The organism is Methanococcus aeolicus Nankai-3, from assembly GCF_000017185.1.
GTDB classification, from domain to species: Archaea; AGJL01; Methanococci; order Methanococcales; family Methanococcaceae; genus Methanofervidicoccus; species Methanofervidicoccus aeolicus.
In genome coordinates, this window is record NC_009635.1 from 1,554,355 (window position 1) to 1,569,500 (window position 15,146).

Below are 15,146 nucleotides of genomic sequence, written 5' to 3' on the forward strand. Positions count from 1 at the left end.
ATTATTATTTATTATAAAATAAAAAAAATATTTAATTAACAATTATCTTTCCATTTATTAACAATGGAGGGGCTATTAAACTCCCCCTCTGCTCAACTTTATCTAATGGGGTTGCTGTTTTAAATGTTTCAAATATATTTCCTGATAGCATACCTTTTTTAAGCGGTATTTTCTCTCCGTCTTTAACTATATAACTGTTGGATATTTCCACGGAAAAATCTCCTGTAATTGGGTTTGAAGTATGACAACCGATAAGGGTATTTATAATAAGGTATTCGTTATAATTCTCGATTTTATCAACTGGCTCAATTATAAAGTTGGAGCTCCCCACACTTGGTAGGCTACTACTGCCCCTTGAACCATTTCCTGTGCTTTCTGTATTGTCGATATTTGCCCGTTTTATGTCATATAAATAGCTTTTTAATACCCCATTTTCTACTAAAACAGTTCTTTTTGTTGGTGTTCCCTCGTCGTCTGCCTTAGATGAATAAAGAGCATTATCAATAGTTCCATCATCAATAATATTTATATTTTCTCCAAATATTTCCTCTCCAAGTTTTCCAGCTAAAACAGACCTGTTTCTTTGGACACTTTCGGCATTAAATGATGGTTTAAGTGTATATCCCAATAATGAATTTAAAGCCCTTGGATTTAATATAATATTGCCCTCATAATTTTGAATTGTGCTTTTTGGAAGTTTTAACAATTCTACGGTATTATTTGCCAATTCTTCTACGCTAAACCTGTTATTTTTGGTTAAATAATCGTAAGCCGTTTCATTTTCATTTATCCCAGAAATAGAGGCGGAATATTGTGTATATTTTTCCTCTATATCTACACCATTTGAATTTATTATTCTGGTTTGTGCCATGGAGCTCCCTATGCCCCCGCCTGTGATGGTAATATTATTTTCCTCCAATATATTTTTCATAGCTCTTAAATCCTCTATTAGCTGGTTTTCGTCTAAATCTAATATTTCTTTATAATATGTTCCTTTTGGGTTTGGATATTTTGATTTAGGTTCGGGTTGTGCTAATGTGGTATAGGAGTCAAATACAAGATTTTCCATAGCTTTATAAATTACCTTTTCATTTTCCTGCGAAGAGAAGGCAAAACCTACTTTTTTATCCTTTATTACCCTTACACCAATACCAAAATCTTTTGATATATCCACACAATCCAAACTATCTCCGTCTAAATCTGCACTAATCCCGTCTGTTTTTTCGATGTAAATATCTACTTCAAAATTGTTTTTTTCTCCAATTTTTAATATTTTATCTATTAAATAATCCATTATTACACCATTTGAATTTATTATTTTGTTTATTAATTGTTGTAAATTTAATTAATTAAATAAATAAGCCGTGAAAAAATAAAAATAAAAATTATTAAAATAAAAATAAAATATGTATTATTTATTCAAATATGAACTCTACATCTGATAATCTTCTTTTTACTTCATTTAATATTCTATCCTCTTCTTCCTCGGACACTTCCCCGTCTTTAAATGCTGGGAAACATGCAGCCATTCTTACGAAATGTCCAGCATCGTCCCAAGGTACAGTAGAAACTAATTTTTCTTTTATTAAATAATGTGAAAACTCCTCTCCGCTGTTGAATATATGACCGCATTTTGTTCCCTTTGGAGCTTTTATATATAAATAGAATGTTCCGCCAGGCATCTTAGCATCAAATCCTACTTCATTTAGTAAATTAACCATTTTATTTAATCTTCTTTCGTATTTTGCCCTCGTCCTTTCTGTGATTTCTGGATGTTCTAAGCAATATATTCCAGCTTTTTGAATTGGTATAAATTGACCGCTGTCAAAATTGTCTTTAACTGTTGCAAATCCGCTTACAATTAAATCATTACCTACAACAAAAGCCAACCTCCAACCTGTCATGTTGTATGCTTTTGAAAAACTGTGTATTTCTACTCCAACATCTTTTGCACCATCAATTGATAAAAATGATAATGGTTCGCCGTTGTAAGTGAGAGCTCCATAGGCTGCATCTTGAACAACAATTATATTATTTTCTTTTGCAAATTGCACAACTTCCTCATAAAATTCTTTTGTTGCCTGAGCTCCTGTTGGGTTGTTGGGGTAATTTAAATATAATATTTTTGCTTTCTCTTTTATATCGTCAGGAATACTTTTTAAATCTGGTAAAAATTTATTTTCCTCTAAAAGTGGCATGTTATAAACTTCTCCTCCATACCACTCCGTATGCGTAGCACTTACAGGATAGCCAGGAACTGTCATAAGTATTACATCTCCTGGATTAATAAATACTGATGTGATATATGCCAATGCAGGTTTTGACCCCATTGAGTGAATTACCTCTGTTTTTGGGTCAATTCCATCTACCCCATATACTTCTTTCATATATTTAGCAACAGCCTCCTTTAATTCATCTATACCGTTGTCGGCATATCCTCTATTTTCGTGTTTTTTAGCCTCATTGTATAATGTTTCAATTACCTCTTTATCGGCCATTTCATCAGGTTCGCCAACACCCATATCTATTAATTCAATATCTGGATATTTGGCTTTTGCCTCCATTTTTGCCCTTTTAATTTTTTCAAATTTATATATTACATCATCTTTTCCGAAATTTTTTCCACCAATTCGTTCAGCAAATAGGTTTTGAATATAGCTTTCCATTTTAGCACCTTTATTATATTTTAATAATTTATTGCAATTTTATTATAATTTTATATTTTATATGTTTAATTATTTAGCATGATATTTTATCAAGGAGCTCCTACACAATATATAATATATTGCTTTATATTATCTATATTATTTATGTTATCTATATATATTATCCTATTGTATTTTATTGTTATGAAGACATATAAAAGATATATAAATTTTTAATAAATATATTTGTCCTGTTTATTTTATGGCAAGGTGAAATAATGAAAATAGCTATTGTAGGCGGAGGAACCTCTGGACTTTTATCTGCATTGGCACTTGAAAAAGAAGGTCATGAAGTATTGGTCTTTGAGAAAAATATCATCGGCGGATTATGTAGGAGCGAAACTATTGATGGCTATACTATGGATATAGGGGTTCATGCAATAACAATGTTAAATGATGGACCATTGGTACGAATTTTAAAAAAATATTCAAATTATTTGCCAAATTTTAGGCCTTATGGGGATTATTATGTAAGGACTGATGATTTATATAGGATACCTGTATCCATGCAAGAAATAACTACGACACCAGTTATTCCTAAACTCGACAAAGTATTAATTACCTCCAAAATATTGGATTTGATGACATCAGGATTTTCAAAGGAGACATCAGTTTATGAAGTTATTCAAGATATAAATTTAAGCGATGAATCATATAACTTTTTTGATACCATATGTTATTTTTTAAGCGGGGAGAATACTAAAAAAACGCCGTTGTGGAGATTATTTACTGGTGCAGGATATATCCCCGAGGACGATATAATACCATTTATATATAAAGATTTAAAGATAAATCCATTGAAATTATCCATATTTAAAAAATTTAATAGAAATAGAATAAAAAAGATATTGGATGATGGGTTTTTAGTATCTATTAAACATGGTTCTAAAAATTATATTAATAAATTCGTAAATAAAGATAGATACTGGTCCCAAGGTTACCCTATGGGCGGGGTTCAGTCAATATTAAATTGTATACTATATTCATTGGATAAAATCCAAATAAAAATGGAAGAAGTAAATAAAATCGTTGAAAATAATAATTATAACAATAAAAGGAATAATAAAAATACAAAATCGAAGATTTTGAATAAAAATAAAAGATACATAATTAAAACAGATAAAAATGAATATTATGCCGACATTGTTATATATTCTGCCCCCTCGAGATATCTTCCCGATATTACAAATATAGAAGAAATTCAAAATATTAAGAATGATTTAAAAAATATAAAATATACAAAATCATTAACTGTATGGATAGGACATAGCGAAAACCCATTAAATTATATTGGTTCAGAAATTTGGATTGATTATCCTTGTTGGGCAACATGCACTTCAAATTATGATAAAAATTTAGCACCTAATGGAAAACATCTTTTAGGATTTTCGTTTGTAAATGAAAAAAAAGAAAATGCTCTTAATATTATAGAAAATAAATTAAACATAAATCTCGATAACGCAGATATGATTCATTTTCAAGAATATATTCCAGAACAGGCATCTTGTGCCATTGGTCAGTTTTTTGCCTACCCTAAAATTAGAGACGATTTTTATATAGTTGGAACAGATGCTGACCCGCGAAGTATGGGAATTACAAGGGCTTCGTATTCTGTCGAGGTTATGCTTTCAGAGTTTAAAAACAGTTTTAATAATGAGATAACGAATAATAAATAACAATAACAGCAATACAATAAATATAGTAAGTTCAAAAACTGTCCCATATTAGTCCAAAATAATTAAGTGGAATGGATTATAACTATGAAATATGGTTTTATTTTCGCCACCATAGTGTGAAACAGTTCGAAGATTGACTATAATATAAAATTAAATAAAAATAAAATTAGAATATATAAATAAAAATAAAAAAACACTAAAAAGGGATAATATGAAAATATTAGAACGGAGTTTAAAAACCTGCCCAATAGTTCAAAGGGGAGAATATACTTACTTCATACATCCCATATCAGACGGAGTTCCATTAATAAAACCAGATTTGATAAGGGAAATTACCACAGAAATTATTAAAATAGGGGATTTAAATGTGGATAAAATAATCACTGCTGAGGCTATGGGAATACCACTTGCAACAGCAATTTCACTATGTACAGATATCCCATATGCAATTATACGAAAAAGAGAGTATAAATTAGATGGGGAAATTGCAGTCCATCAGGAAACAGGATATAGTAAAGGAGAATTATATTTAAATGGAGTTAATAAAGGAGATAAAGTAATAATTGTAGATGATGTATTATCTACGGGTGGAACGATAATAGCTTTAATTGAAGCACTACGAAAAGCAGGGGCCGAAATAAAGGACATAATTTGTGTAATTGAAAGAGGAGATGGCAAAAAAATCGTAAAAGAAAAAACAGGCCATACCGTAAAAACACTTATGAAAATAGATGTAATTGATGGAAAAGTTGTAATTTTATAATAATTTTATTTTTATTTTTTGGGAGCTCCCAAAAATACTACACAAAAACACCACATATATAAAATTGATAATATGATGAGAATACTTGATTTAGATTTAGATTTCTTTTTAAATAAAATAGTGTTTTGGAAGAAAAACAATAAACGACTAAATGAAAAAGATTATATCCCTTGGAAAAAGGACAAATTAATTAATTTTTTAGAAAATCAATGCAATTTATCAAAAGATAACAAAATAGATGGTAGAATAGTTAAAAAACATCATGAAGCATTTTATTTTTGGAATGAATTGATAAATAACAACAAATTAAAAACTCCTTTTGAAGTAGTTCATGTAGATGCCCACGCCGATTTAGGAATGGGGGACAATTCTTATGATTATATTGTTGGGGAGCTCCTAAAAATACCGCCACAAAAAAGAAATAATCCGCAATATATAGATAAATACATGAATGAAGGAAATTATATGGCTTTTGCAATAGCTAACCGTTGGATAAGTAAATTAACATATATTACCCACCCGTCGGGTGGAAATGATATTTTAAAAGAATATTTAATAGATAATGAAATAACAAATAATATTAAATTAAATAATGATGAGCCAGTTGTGGAATTTGAAAAAATTCAGGGCAAAGATTATATTGACAATGGTAAATATTTTGATTATATCGTATTATCTATTTCACCAAGATATACGCCAAAAAGTGCAGATAAATTAATCCCAGTATTTAAAGAATATATAAATGAGATTTAAGGTGATTAAATGCCATTAAACATAAATCCATCAAAAATAGTTTGCGTGGGATTAAATTATGTTGACCACGCCAAAGAGTTAAACATGGAGCTCCCAAAAGAACCAATAATTTTTTTAAAACCGACCTCTTCAATAATTTATAATGATGATAAAATAATAATACCTCCTCAATCAAATCGAGTAGATTATGAAGTAGAATTGGCAATTGTTATTGGAAAAAAATGCAAAAATATAAAAAAGAAAGATGCTCTAAATTACATAAAAGGATATACTATATTAAATGATATAACTGCGAGAGATTTGCAGGAAAAAGACGGGCAATGGACAAGGGCAAAATCATTTGATACATTTTGTCCAATTGGACCAAAAATAGTTAAGGAAGGTATTGACCCAAATAATTTAAATATTCAATTAAAAGTAAATGGGGAACTAAAACAGAAATCCAACACACATAATATGATATTTTCAATTGAGGAAATTGTAGAATTTGTTTCTTCAATTATGGCATTATATCCTGACGATATAATTTCAACAGGGACTCCTCCAAATGTTGGGAAATTAAATAAAGGAGATGTTGTTGAGGCAGAAATTGAAGGAATTGGCACTTTAAGAAATGTTGTTGAATAATAGTTAAATCTTCAATAACTGTCCTTTATTTGTTCTAAATAATCAACTAATTTATTTATTGGTAATGAAGATATTAGCTTTAATAAGATCTCTAAATTTTGCTCTGAAAAATTTATACGACATTAAAAATTCCTCCGGAATTTTGGGTCGTAAAAACTCCTTCGGAGTTTTGAGATCGTAAAAATCGCTTTGCGATTTTGAGATAGTTTAATGAAAAAGACCGAAGATTAACTATAATATTTTTTACATTTTATTTATATATGGCGATATTATGAACAGGGAGCTCCATAAAAAAATATATTCTCCAAGAATATATAGAAAAATTGAATTTATAGTATTATTATGCACTTTGGAAATTATTATTTCTTTTGTAATATCCACATATAATCCTCCGTATGAAGCATTATTATTTAAATTAGATTTTTTTTCCATCTCATTTTTAACTTTTGAGTTTATATATAGGTTTGTTGGGTCAAAAAATAAAACAAAGTTTTTTAAAGATAAATATAATCTTATAGATGCTTTTGTTATTGTGGCTTTTATAATGTATTTATTGGAGGCAACTTTAACCCATGTAATTGTCAGTCTTAGAATAATTAATGCCGTTAGGGTATTAATGGTATTGAGGGCAATAAAATTTAAGGAGCTCCGGCTTAGCAATGAAACCATTAATTTCATTACAATATTTACATTTAGTTTTATACTATCCTGCTTTATCTGGTTGGTAGAACATGAAGTAAATCCAGGCATAAATAATTTTGGGGATGCCTTTTATTTTACGGTGGTATCTTTAACTACAATAGGATACGGGGATATAACACCTATGACATCAGAGGGAAAGCTTATAATAGTTTTAGCTGTGCTTTATGTAATATCCGGATTGGTCTCTAAGGCAAAAGGGTTTTTGCATGAGGAACATCGGCTATATTATGAAAATAAAAAGATAAAAAAGAAAATCAGCTAATAAAAATTAATTAAAAGTGGCATACAATATGAAAACGACCGAAGATTAGCTGTAAAAATTATTATCAAAAGTATAAAATTATTAAAATAAATATAAAATAAAATATTAAAAAATTAAAAAAAATAATAAATTAATTTAATTATTTACCTAATTTTTTGTTAGCTCTAATTCCAGGTCTTACTTTTTCAGCACCTTTTCCTTTATTCATTAATCCTCTTCCTTTTTTACCTGCGGAAGTTAAACCTCTGAATACTCTGTTGGTGTGTTTTCCAGTGCATAAATTTTTGTAAGATGAATCGTTTTTAATTGATGGATGATTAACATCTATTAATATAACTTCATACCATTTTCTTTTTCCATCTTCTCCTACTGAGTAAGAGTTTAATACCTCTAAGTTAGGGTATCTTTTTGCAGCTCTTTCTTCTGCTATTCTTTGGATTGATTTGGACATTGTAATTTTGTTCATTGCCATTGTAGCAGGTTTTTTAGAGTGTTTTGGTCTAGGCTTTCTTAATCCTCCTCTTCTAACTGCTACTCTAGCTACAATTACTCCTTGTTTAGCTTTGTATCCTAAACTTCTTGCTCTGTCGATTCTTGTTGGTTTTTCAACTCTTACAACAGTAGGTTCTTTTCTCCAATCTTGCATTCTTGCCCATTGTAATCCTTTTACATAGGATTCGCTAGGTTTTTTCCAAGCTTCTTTAACATGTTTGTACATACTCATTTTATCTCCTTTTCATTTGTGTTTTACTTTATTGTTGCATATAATATAATTGGTTGTTGGAAGTTATTGTAATTGTTGTTTATGGGTTCAGCTCTTGCCACATGCCCGACGGGATTTGACTCCCGTTATTGTCTGTTGTTTTTATTTCTATCCTATATGTAATAATATGCCCATTATCTTGTATGGTATTTAGTATATTAATTTAACGGTTTATAGTTTATGTATGTTTTGAAATAGTTTGAAGATTGAGTATAAAGATTGACTATAATTCAGGGAGCTCCGAGCATACTATAATTATATAAACCAGTAGTATAAAACTAATAATATTATAAAATTATATATTAAAATTATTATGTTATTTTGGCATTATTTTTAGGATATAATTTTTTCTATTAAAAAAATTTATAGATATATTTATTTGGATGGTGAAAATATGAATAGTGATTATTATGATTATGACGCACTTTTAAAAAGGGCTGTTAGTCAGCTTCCAGAAGAAGTGTTTAAAGATGTTAGGTTTGAAGTTCCTCATGCAGATAGCTTCGTAGAAGGAAATAGAACTATGGTAAAGAACTTTGTAGATATTTCTAAGGTTATACGAAGAGAACCGCAATTTTTTGCAAAATATGTATTGAAGGAGCTCGGAACTGCGGGAGATGTTGAAGGTCCAAGATTGATATTACAGGGTAAATTTGGAAATTACATTATCAATTCAAAAATTAAGAAATTTGTAGATGAATATGTATTATGTCCAGAATGTGGAAAACCAGATACTAAAATAATTAAAGAAGGAAGAATTCACTTCCTTAAATGTATGGCTTGTGGTGCAATGAAGCCTATTAAATTAATTTAATATTATAGTATTATATTACTATTTTTTTATTTTTTTAGTTTCATGAATTGTTAATTGTAATACTAAATTTGGCGTTCTAAACAACTATAAATACCCATATTAGAACAAACTATTTTTATCAAATTTATTAAAAGTATAAAATTATTAAAATAAATGTGAGATTATGAAAGGATTTTGTTATCGGTGCGGTTATGAGGGGGAATTATTAGATGGATTATGCAATAAATGTTATTCCCAGCTTAATCCCTTATTTAACATAACCGATGAAGTTAGAATAGAAGCATGTCATATGTGTGGTTCATATAAACGAAAAAATTGGCAAGACCCACAAGAAAAAGAATTAGATGACATATTAACAGAAATGGCATATTATGCCGTAAAAGATAATATTAAAGTAAATAATAAAAATATAGATATGGAGATAATACCATTAGAGCCACAACAATTACCAGGGGGTAAAAAGTCAAGAGTGGTAGTCCCTACAAAAATAATTGCCGAAGGTAAATTATTGGATGAAAAAGAAAACAGAATAGAAGAAAAGGAAATTGTAGTTCATATTTTAATGGTGCAATGTCCAAGATGTTCGCGATATATGTCCAATTATTATGAGGCAATACTTCAAGTTAGGGCAATGAACAGGTATTTAACAGAGGAAGAGCGGGAAGAATTGGACAATTTTATAAGAGATGAAGTAGATAAAAGAATGAAAAAAGATAGAATGGCATTTATATCTAAATTTATACCTCAAAAAGAAGGATTGGATTATCAAATTGGTTCTATGGGCGGGGCTCGGTATCTTGCATCAATTGTGAAATCAAAATATGGCGGTAAAACATATGAAACTGCTAAATTAGTTGGTGTTGAAAAAGACACCGGAAAAGACATGTATAGAATAACAGTTGTTGTTAGGATACCCGAATATACTGTTGGAGATATTATTAAATATAATAAAGGTAGTAAAACAGGCAGTAAAATAAATAATAACAATGATATAATATGTAAAGTAGTTTCAATGAATGAAAATAAACTATATTTAGAATCACTACTTAGAAGAGATAAAATATCATTGGTATGGAGTGATGCCGAAAAAAATACTTCGTTATTAAAAGAAGGAAAAGAATGCCAAACTGCAACAGTAATTTCTGTATCTCCCACTACAATAATGGCAATGGATAATGAAAATTATGAAATATATGAATATGACAATATTTTTAATAATAAAAATAATATAAATGAAGGCGACATATTAAAAATATTTAAAGATGAAAATATAAATCATATAGTAAATAAAATAGATAAATAAATTAAATAAACTTAAAATTATATTAAATTGATATTAATTAATATGTATATATTGGTGAAAATATGGATAATATATCAATTGATGAATTAAAAACCATTTCTAAAAAAATAAGATATAATATCGTAAAAATGATAGGTTTGGCAAATTCTGGACACCCTGGTGGTTCATTGTCGGCCACAGATATTGTAGTTTCTTTATATTATGGTATTATGAATATTGACCCAAAAAATCCAAATAAAAAAGATAGGGATAGATTTGTATTGAGTAAAGGGCATGCTTCTCCTGTCATATATTCGGTTCTTGCAGAATTAGGATTTTTTGATAAAGAAGAATTATGGAGATTTAGACAAACTGGAGGATTATTACAAGGACATCCAAATATAAAAATTCCTGGAATTGAGGCAAACACTGGTTCATTAGGTCATGGGATATCTGTTGCAGTGGGAATGGCATTGGGTTGTAAATTAGATAAGTTAGATAATATGGTTTATACTCTTTTAGGAGATGGAGAATGTCAAGAAGGTCAAGTGTGGGAAGCTGCAATGGCTGCAAGTCATTATAAATTAGATAATTTGATAGGTTTTGTAGATAGAAACAGACTTCAAATTGATGGGTCTACAAAAGATGTAATGTGCTTAGGGGACATTTCTGAAAAATTCAAAGCATTTGGCTGGGATGTTTATGAAATTGACGGGCATGATTACAATCAAATAATAAATACAATCAACACTGCAAAATCCCAAAAAAACGGAGCTCCCAAAATGATAATAGCTAACACTATTAAAGGTAAAGGCGTTTCATTCATGGAAGATAATGTGGCATTCCACGGAAAAGCCCCAAATAAAGAGGAGTTAAAACAGGCATTGGAGGAGCTCTCCTAATAGTTAATCTTCGGACAATTTCACTAAATCATCTCTATAATTAAGCTAAAATATATATTGAATTACTAAAACCAAAGAAACTAGTTTAATATATGGCGCAAATAAGGACAGTAATTGAAGATTAACTATAATATGGTTATATATTTTTTATACTCATAATTTTATATTGTTATCTAATTTTATAATAATCTAATATCATATTATTGGTGGTTATTTTGGTAAAAGTTGGGGCATCAATTCTTTCAGCTGACTATGGTCATTTAAAGGAAGAAATTAAAAAAGTTGAAGAAGCAGGGGTAGATTTTATCCATATTGACATGATGGATGGACATTTTGTTCCTAACTTAAGTATGGGAATAGGTATTTCAAAATATGTTAGTGAAATTACAAATTTACCTATTGATGTGCATCTAATGGTGGAACACCCTGAAAAATTCTCATTGGCATTGGCAGAAGAGGCAGACATGATTTCTTTCCATATTGAAGCATGTAAATTTCCATTTAGGATGGTAAGATTATTAAAAGAAAGTGGCGTTAAACCTATTATAGCACTAAATCCATCTACTCCAATAGATACTGTTGAGTATATATTGGATTATGTGCATGGAATTCTTGTTATGACTGTCGAACCGGGATTCTCAGGTCAGTCATTTATGAATCCAATGTTAAAAAAGATAGATAAATTAAAAACTACAATACTTGCAGAAGGATACGATACTGAAATTTATGTAGATGGAGGAATAAATGCAAAAACCGCCCCAAAAGCTGTTGAAGCTGGTGCAGACTGCCTTATTGCAGCATCTGCCATATATAATCAAGAAGATGTTGGTGGAGCAGTGAAATTATTAAAAGAATCGGCAAAATTCAAAAGGTGAAATAATGGATTACAAAATAGGAGATAAAAAAGCTATGAGAAATGCCTACGGAGAAACCCTTGTTGAGTTGGGTAAAGAATATCCAAATTTAGTTGTTCTTGATTCGGATTTATCGGGTTCCACGAAAACGGCAATGTTTGCAAAACAATATCCTGATAGATTTTTTAATGCAGGAATAGCAGAGCAAAATATGATTGGTATGGCATCAGGACTTTCATTAACTGGAAAAATAGTATTTGCTTCCTCATTTGCAATGTTTGCCAGTGGAAGGCCATGGGAACAAATTAGAAATTCGGTGGCATATGCAAATTTAAATGTAAAAATTGCAGCTACACATAGTGGTATAACTGTTGGGGAGGACGGGGCAACCCATCAAATGACCGAAGATATTGCCATAATGAGAGCAATTCCAAACATGATTGTAATCGCACCCTCAGACTATTATGAAGCAAAAAGTGTCATAAGATGGAGTGCAACCTATGACGGTCCAGTATATATTAGGATGCCAAGGGGAGATACTGAAACAATATTCAAAGATGAAGAAGATGCTAAATTTGCATTTGGAAAAGCAAAAATCATAAAAGACGGAAAAGATTTAACAATAATAGCAACGGGGGAAATAATTCCAGAGGCAATTAAAGCATCAGAAATATTAAAAGAAAAAGGTATAGATGCAGAAGTAATAATAATGGCAACCATAAAACCAATTGACGAACAGGCAGTAATTAATTCCAATGATTTTGTAGTTTCTGTTGAAGACCACAATATAATTGGAGGGCTTGGCGGTGCAATATCTGAAGTAATAGCAAGTAATGGACTTAACAAAAAACTTTTAAGAATTGGAATTAATGATGAGTTCGGTGAATCTGGTAAAGCTAATGAGCTTTTAAAATACTATAAACTTGATAGTGAAAGTATTGCAAAAAAAATAATTGAAGAATTTAAATAAAAACTATTAGTTTTTATGGCCAATATCAAATAATTTTTTTATTTATCATTACTTATTATTATTATTATTTATTACTATTTTATCCTTATCTTTGGAGATATTATGAAAAAAATGGGAGCTCTTGAAATATTGGTAATATTGTCAGTATTGATAACTGGCGGTGTTTTAGGATATAAATTAATGACACAAAATGAAAATACTGGGTATGAATTTGACGGAGACCAAATGTATAAATGTGCATGGGTTTCTGAAAAAATAATAAATAAAAATTTTCCGTTATATGCTGAGGTAAAAGGAAAATGGACTTCATCGGGAAAAGATTTTGATGGGATTGTTTTAATTACAAAAGCAAGAGGCGGAACTTTATATGGCATATATAATAATAAGTTAATAAAATTGGGCGGGGAAATGGCACATGTGGAAGACATAGCCTGTAAAAAAATAATATTAAAACCCGTTGGAAATACAATAATTAAATATGATATAAACCCAATTGAATGTAAATCGTTTAAAGGGCTTAATGAGAATATAGAACATTCAAAAGGTCAATATATTAATTCAAATATCACAATACTTAAAACATATATTGACGGTTCTATTGGTATTGACTGCAACACATTTAAACCATCGGAACAACAGAAATTAAAAAATAATATTAATCTTGATTTGAATTCTAATGCCTTAAAGATTGTTTTTATAGATGAAGGCATAAATTTAATTGGAAAAATAGATATAAACGACTTAAATAGTTATGGAGAATATATTAATTCAACAAATATGGTAACTTCAAAACTAACAGTATATTTAATAGTAAATGAAACAGATGTAAAATTATCAAAAGATATCATTGAGAAATACGACCCAACCATTACAAAATTGTAAATCTTATACCTTATATAATGTGTAATATATAATATATTAATTAATATAGAGATGGTTATATAATGGAGCTCCCTACTATAAACACAATAAAAGAAAAAATAAAAATACATCATTTATTTTTAATGGTGGGTTGCATATATATTTCACTATCTAGCGTTTCCTATTATTCTGGATTTTTAGCTTTTTTTAGCTTAATTTTCTTTTATTTATCCTATATTGTAGGGGAAAAATTATATTATAATTTAAAATTAGATAATTTAATTGATAATGCAAATATAACAGGCAAATATAAAATAAATTATTCAAAACATTACAAATTTGGATTAATATTATTATTTATAGGAATATTGTTTATATTTTTTAATTTATTGTGGGTAAGGGGTGTGCCATTATTTGACCCAGATTCAAGAAGATTTTTAAATGTGCCATTTACAGCATTATCTCGGTTATTATTAATTGGCTGGGCAATAACTGTTGCATCTAATTTAAATTTAAATAGGTTAAAAATATTAATTTATTCGTTGGTTTTTTCATCGTTAATTATGCTGTTGGGATATAGGACAAATGGTATGATATTGTTATTGTCCATATTGTTTGTGGCATATTATTCAAATAGAATAAAAACAAAAGAATTAATATATTCCTCAGGAGGATTGTTTTTAATATTAATTGCAATGTCATTACAGAGACTTTATACAATGGGCATTGGCGGAATTCCGTTAATTTCAAGAATTGACTTAACTATGAGTGTTTTTGACATTATTGTTAAAGATTTTAATGGGGCATTTCTTGGATTATTGCATTATAGTGCCATATTTTCGTATTTTGGAATGGCATCAGGTGCAAGAAACATTATTGCAAATAATATAGGCGTTACTTCTGTTTCAATAACTCCCACCATATTTGGAGCTGTAATTGGAGATTATGGAATACTTGGGATTATTCCATATTTTGGGATATTGGGTATATTTTTAGGACTATTTTATAAAATAGCTGAAAAATTAAAAGGGGTTTATTTGGGTGTTTTTGCTATTGTAGTATCATATTTGATAGTATCAATTGAAACAGGTTTGTTGGATTTTGATGTGCTTCTATATTATTTATTTGGGTTTATTTTATGTATTTATGCTTCTATTAAATATATATTAATTGACAAATTTAAAAAATAAATATTTTTATCCCATTTATAAT

15 protein-coding genes are annotated in these 15,146 nt (G+C 29.1%); 12 read left to right on the forward strand and 3 right to left on the reverse strand.

Going from position 1 to position 15,146, the window contains the following annotated elements; genetic code table 11:
* Positions 1-31: 31 nt before the first annotated feature.
* Together MAEO_RS07645 and MAEO_RS07650 are read right to left on the reverse strand one after the other, a co-directional pair.
* Positions 32-1,294, reverse strand: a complete 1,263-nt coding sequence (locus MAEO_RS07645) for a TldD/PmbA family protein (protein ID WP_011974201.1) — start codon at positions 1,292-1,294, stop codon at positions 32-34.
* A gap of 121 nt (positions 1,295-1,415) precedes the next feature.
* The gene (locus MAEO_RS07650) at positions 1,416-2,666 is read right to left on the reverse strand and encodes an LL-diaminopimelate aminotransferase (RefSeq protein WP_011974202.1); all 1,251 of its coding nucleotides are present in this window, start codon (positions 2,664-2,666) and stop codon (positions 1,416-1,418) included.
* A 257-nt stretch (positions 2,667-2,923) separates the two neighbouring features.
* Here MAEO_RS07650 and MAEO_RS07655 point away from each other — a divergent pair, with 257 nt between their 5' ends.
* The 5 genes from MAEO_RS07655 to mvp all read left to right on the forward strand — a co-directional run bounded on the left by MAEO_RS07655 (position 2,924) and on the right by mvp (position 7,488).
* Positions 2,924-4,381 (forward strand): NAD(P)-binding protein, encoded by a 1,458-nt coding sequence (locus MAEO_RS07655; RefSeq protein ID WP_011974203.1) that lies wholly within the window; start codon positions 2,924-2,926, stop codon positions 4,379-4,381.
* A gap of 211 nt (positions 4,382-4,592) precedes the next feature.
* Positions 4,593-5,144: a hypoxanthine/guanine phosphoribosyltransferase gene (hpt, locus tag MAEO_RS07660; RefSeq protein ID WP_011974204.1), complete on the forward strand. Its 552-nt coding sequence runs from the start codon at positions 4,593-4,595 to the stop codon at positions 5,142-5,144.
* A 75-nt stretch (positions 5,145-5,219) separates the two neighbouring features.
* Entirely contained in the window at positions 5,220-5,897 is a 678-nt protein-coding gene (locus MAEO_RS07665) for a UPF0489 family protein (RefSeq protein ID WP_048062552.1), read from the forward strand.
* A 9-nt stretch (positions 5,898-5,906) separates the two neighbouring features.
* Positions 5,907-6,524, forward strand: a complete 618-nt coding sequence (locus MAEO_RS07670) for a fumarylacetoacetate hydrolase family protein (protein WP_011974206.1) — start codon at positions 5,907-5,909, stop codon at positions 6,522-6,524.
* A gap of 271 nt (positions 6,525-6,795) precedes the next feature.
* The gene (gene mvp, locus MAEO_RS07675) at positions 6,796-7,488 is read left to right on the forward strand and encodes a hyperpolarization-activated voltage-gated potassium channel (RefSeq protein WP_011974207.1); all 693 of its coding nucleotides are present in this window, start codon (positions 6,796-6,798) and stop codon (positions 7,486-7,488) included.
* A 139-nt stretch (positions 7,489-7,627) separates the two neighbouring features.
* Here mvp and MAEO_RS07680 read toward each other — a convergent pair whose 3' ends face one another.
* Entirely contained in the window at positions 7,628-8,212 is a 585-nt protein-coding gene (locus MAEO_RS07680; protein WP_011974208.1) for a 50S ribosomal protein L15e, read from the reverse strand.
* Between the two features lie 433 nt (positions 8,213-8,645).
* Between MAEO_RS07680 and MAEO_RS07685 the strand changes: the two genes are divergently transcribed.
* From MAEO_RS07685 to MAEO_RS07715, 7 genes are all read left to right on the forward strand, one after another.
* On the forward strand, positions 8,646-9,065 hold the full coding sequence (locus tag MAEO_RS07685; RefSeq protein WP_011974209.1) for a translation initiation factor IF-2 subunit beta: 420 nt from the start codon (positions 8,646-8,648) through the stop codon (positions 9,063-9,065).
* 163 nt (positions 9,066-9,228) lie between these two features.
* Positions 9,229-10,368 carry a 60S ribosomal export protein NMD3 gene (locus MAEO_RS07690; protein ID WP_011974210.1) on the forward strand — a complete coding sequence of 380 codons (1,140 nt, stop codon included), beginning with the start codon at positions 9,229-9,231 and terminating at the stop codon, positions 10,366-10,368.
* 62 nt (positions 10,369-10,430) lie between these two features.
* Positions 10,431-11,249, forward strand: coding sequence for a transketolase (locus MAEO_RS07695; RefSeq protein ID WP_011974211.1), 819 nt, complete (start codon positions 10,431-10,433; stop codon positions 11,247-11,249).
* A 215-nt stretch (positions 11,250-11,464) separates the two neighbouring features.
* Complete coding sequence (rpe, locus tag MAEO_RS07700; RefSeq protein ID WP_011974212.1) at positions 11,465-12,124, forward strand: ribulose-phosphate 3-epimerase; 660 nt, start codon at positions 11,465-11,467, stop codon at positions 12,122-12,124.
* Between the two features lie 4 nt (positions 12,125-12,128).
* On the forward strand, positions 12,129-13,073 hold the full coding sequence (locus MAEO_RS07705; protein ID WP_011974213.1) for a transketolase family protein: 945 nt from the start codon (positions 12,129-12,131) through the stop codon (positions 13,071-13,073).
* 102 nt (positions 13,074-13,175) lie between these two features.
* The gene (locus tag MAEO_RS07710) at positions 13,176-13,955 is read left to right on the forward strand and encodes a TrmB family transcriptional regulator sugar-binding domain-containing protein (RefSeq protein ID WP_011974214.1); all 780 of its coding nucleotides are present in this window, start codon (positions 13,176-13,178) and stop codon (positions 13,953-13,955) included.
* 62 nt (positions 13,956-14,017) lie between these two features.
* Complete coding sequence (locus MAEO_RS07715) at positions 14,018-15,124, forward strand: oligosaccharide repeat unit polymerase family protein (RefSeq protein ID WP_011974215.1); 1,107 nt, start codon at positions 14,018-14,020, stop codon at positions 15,122-15,124.
* Positions 15,125-15,146: the final 22 nt, after the last annotated feature.

Excerpts from the sequence above, each read along its gene's own strand:
- MAEO_RS07705 (WP_011974213.1), top strand. The coding sequence starts at position 12,129 with ATGGATTACAAAATAGGAGATAAAAAAGCTATGAGAAATGCCTACGGA.
- MAEO_RS07695 (WP_011974211.1), top strand. The coding sequence starts at position 10,431 with ATGGATAATATATCAATTGATGAATTAAAAACCATTTCTAAAAAAATA.
- MAEO_RS07685 (WP_011974209.1), top strand. The coding sequence starts at position 8,646 with ATGAATAGTGATTATTATGATTATGACGCACTTTTAAAAAGGGCTGTT.
- MAEO_RS07670 (WP_011974206.1), top strand. The coding sequence starts at position 5,907 with ATGCCATTAAACATAAATCCATCAAAAATAGTTTGCGTGGGATTAAAT.
- hpt (WP_011974204.1), top strand. The coding sequence starts at position 4,593 with ATGAAAATATTAGAACGGAGTTTAAAAACCTGCCCAATAGTTCAAAGG.
- MAEO_RS07650 (WP_011974202.1), bottom strand. The coding sequence starts at position 2,666 with ATGGAAAGCTATATTCAAAACCTATTTGCTGAACGAATTGGTGGAAAA.
- MAEO_RS07680 (WP_011974208.1), bottom strand. The coding sequence starts at position 8,212 with ATGAGTATGTACAAACATGTTAAAGAAGCTTGGAAAAAACCTAGCGAA.
- MAEO_RS07645 (WP_011974201.1), bottom strand. The coding sequence starts at position 1,294 with ATGGATTATTTAATAGATAAAATATTAAAAATTGGAGAAAAAAACAAT.
- MAEO_RS07715 (WP_011974215.1), top strand. The coding sequence starts at position 14,018 with ATGGAGCTCCCTACTATAAACACAATAAAAGAAAAAATAAAAATACAT.
- MAEO_RS07665 (WP_048062552.1), top strand. The coding sequence starts at position 5,220 with ATGAGAATACTTGATTTAGATTTAGATTTCTTTTTAAATAAAATAGTG.
- MAEO_RS07690 (WP_011974210.1), top strand. The coding sequence starts at position 9,229 with ATGAAAGGATTTTGTTATCGGTGCGGTTATGAGGGGGAATTATTAGAT.
- MAEO_RS07710 (WP_011974214.1), top strand. The coding sequence starts at position 13,176 with ATGAAAAAAATGGGAGCTCTTGAAATATTGGTAATATTGTCAGTATTG.
- mvp (WP_011974207.1), top strand. The coding sequence starts at position 6,796 with ATGAACAGGGAGCTCCATAAAAAAATATATTCTCCAAGAATATATAGA.
- MAEO_RS07655 (WP_011974203.1), top strand. The coding sequence starts at position 2,924 with ATGAAAATAGCTATTGTAGGCGGAGGAACCTCTGGACTTTTATCTGCA.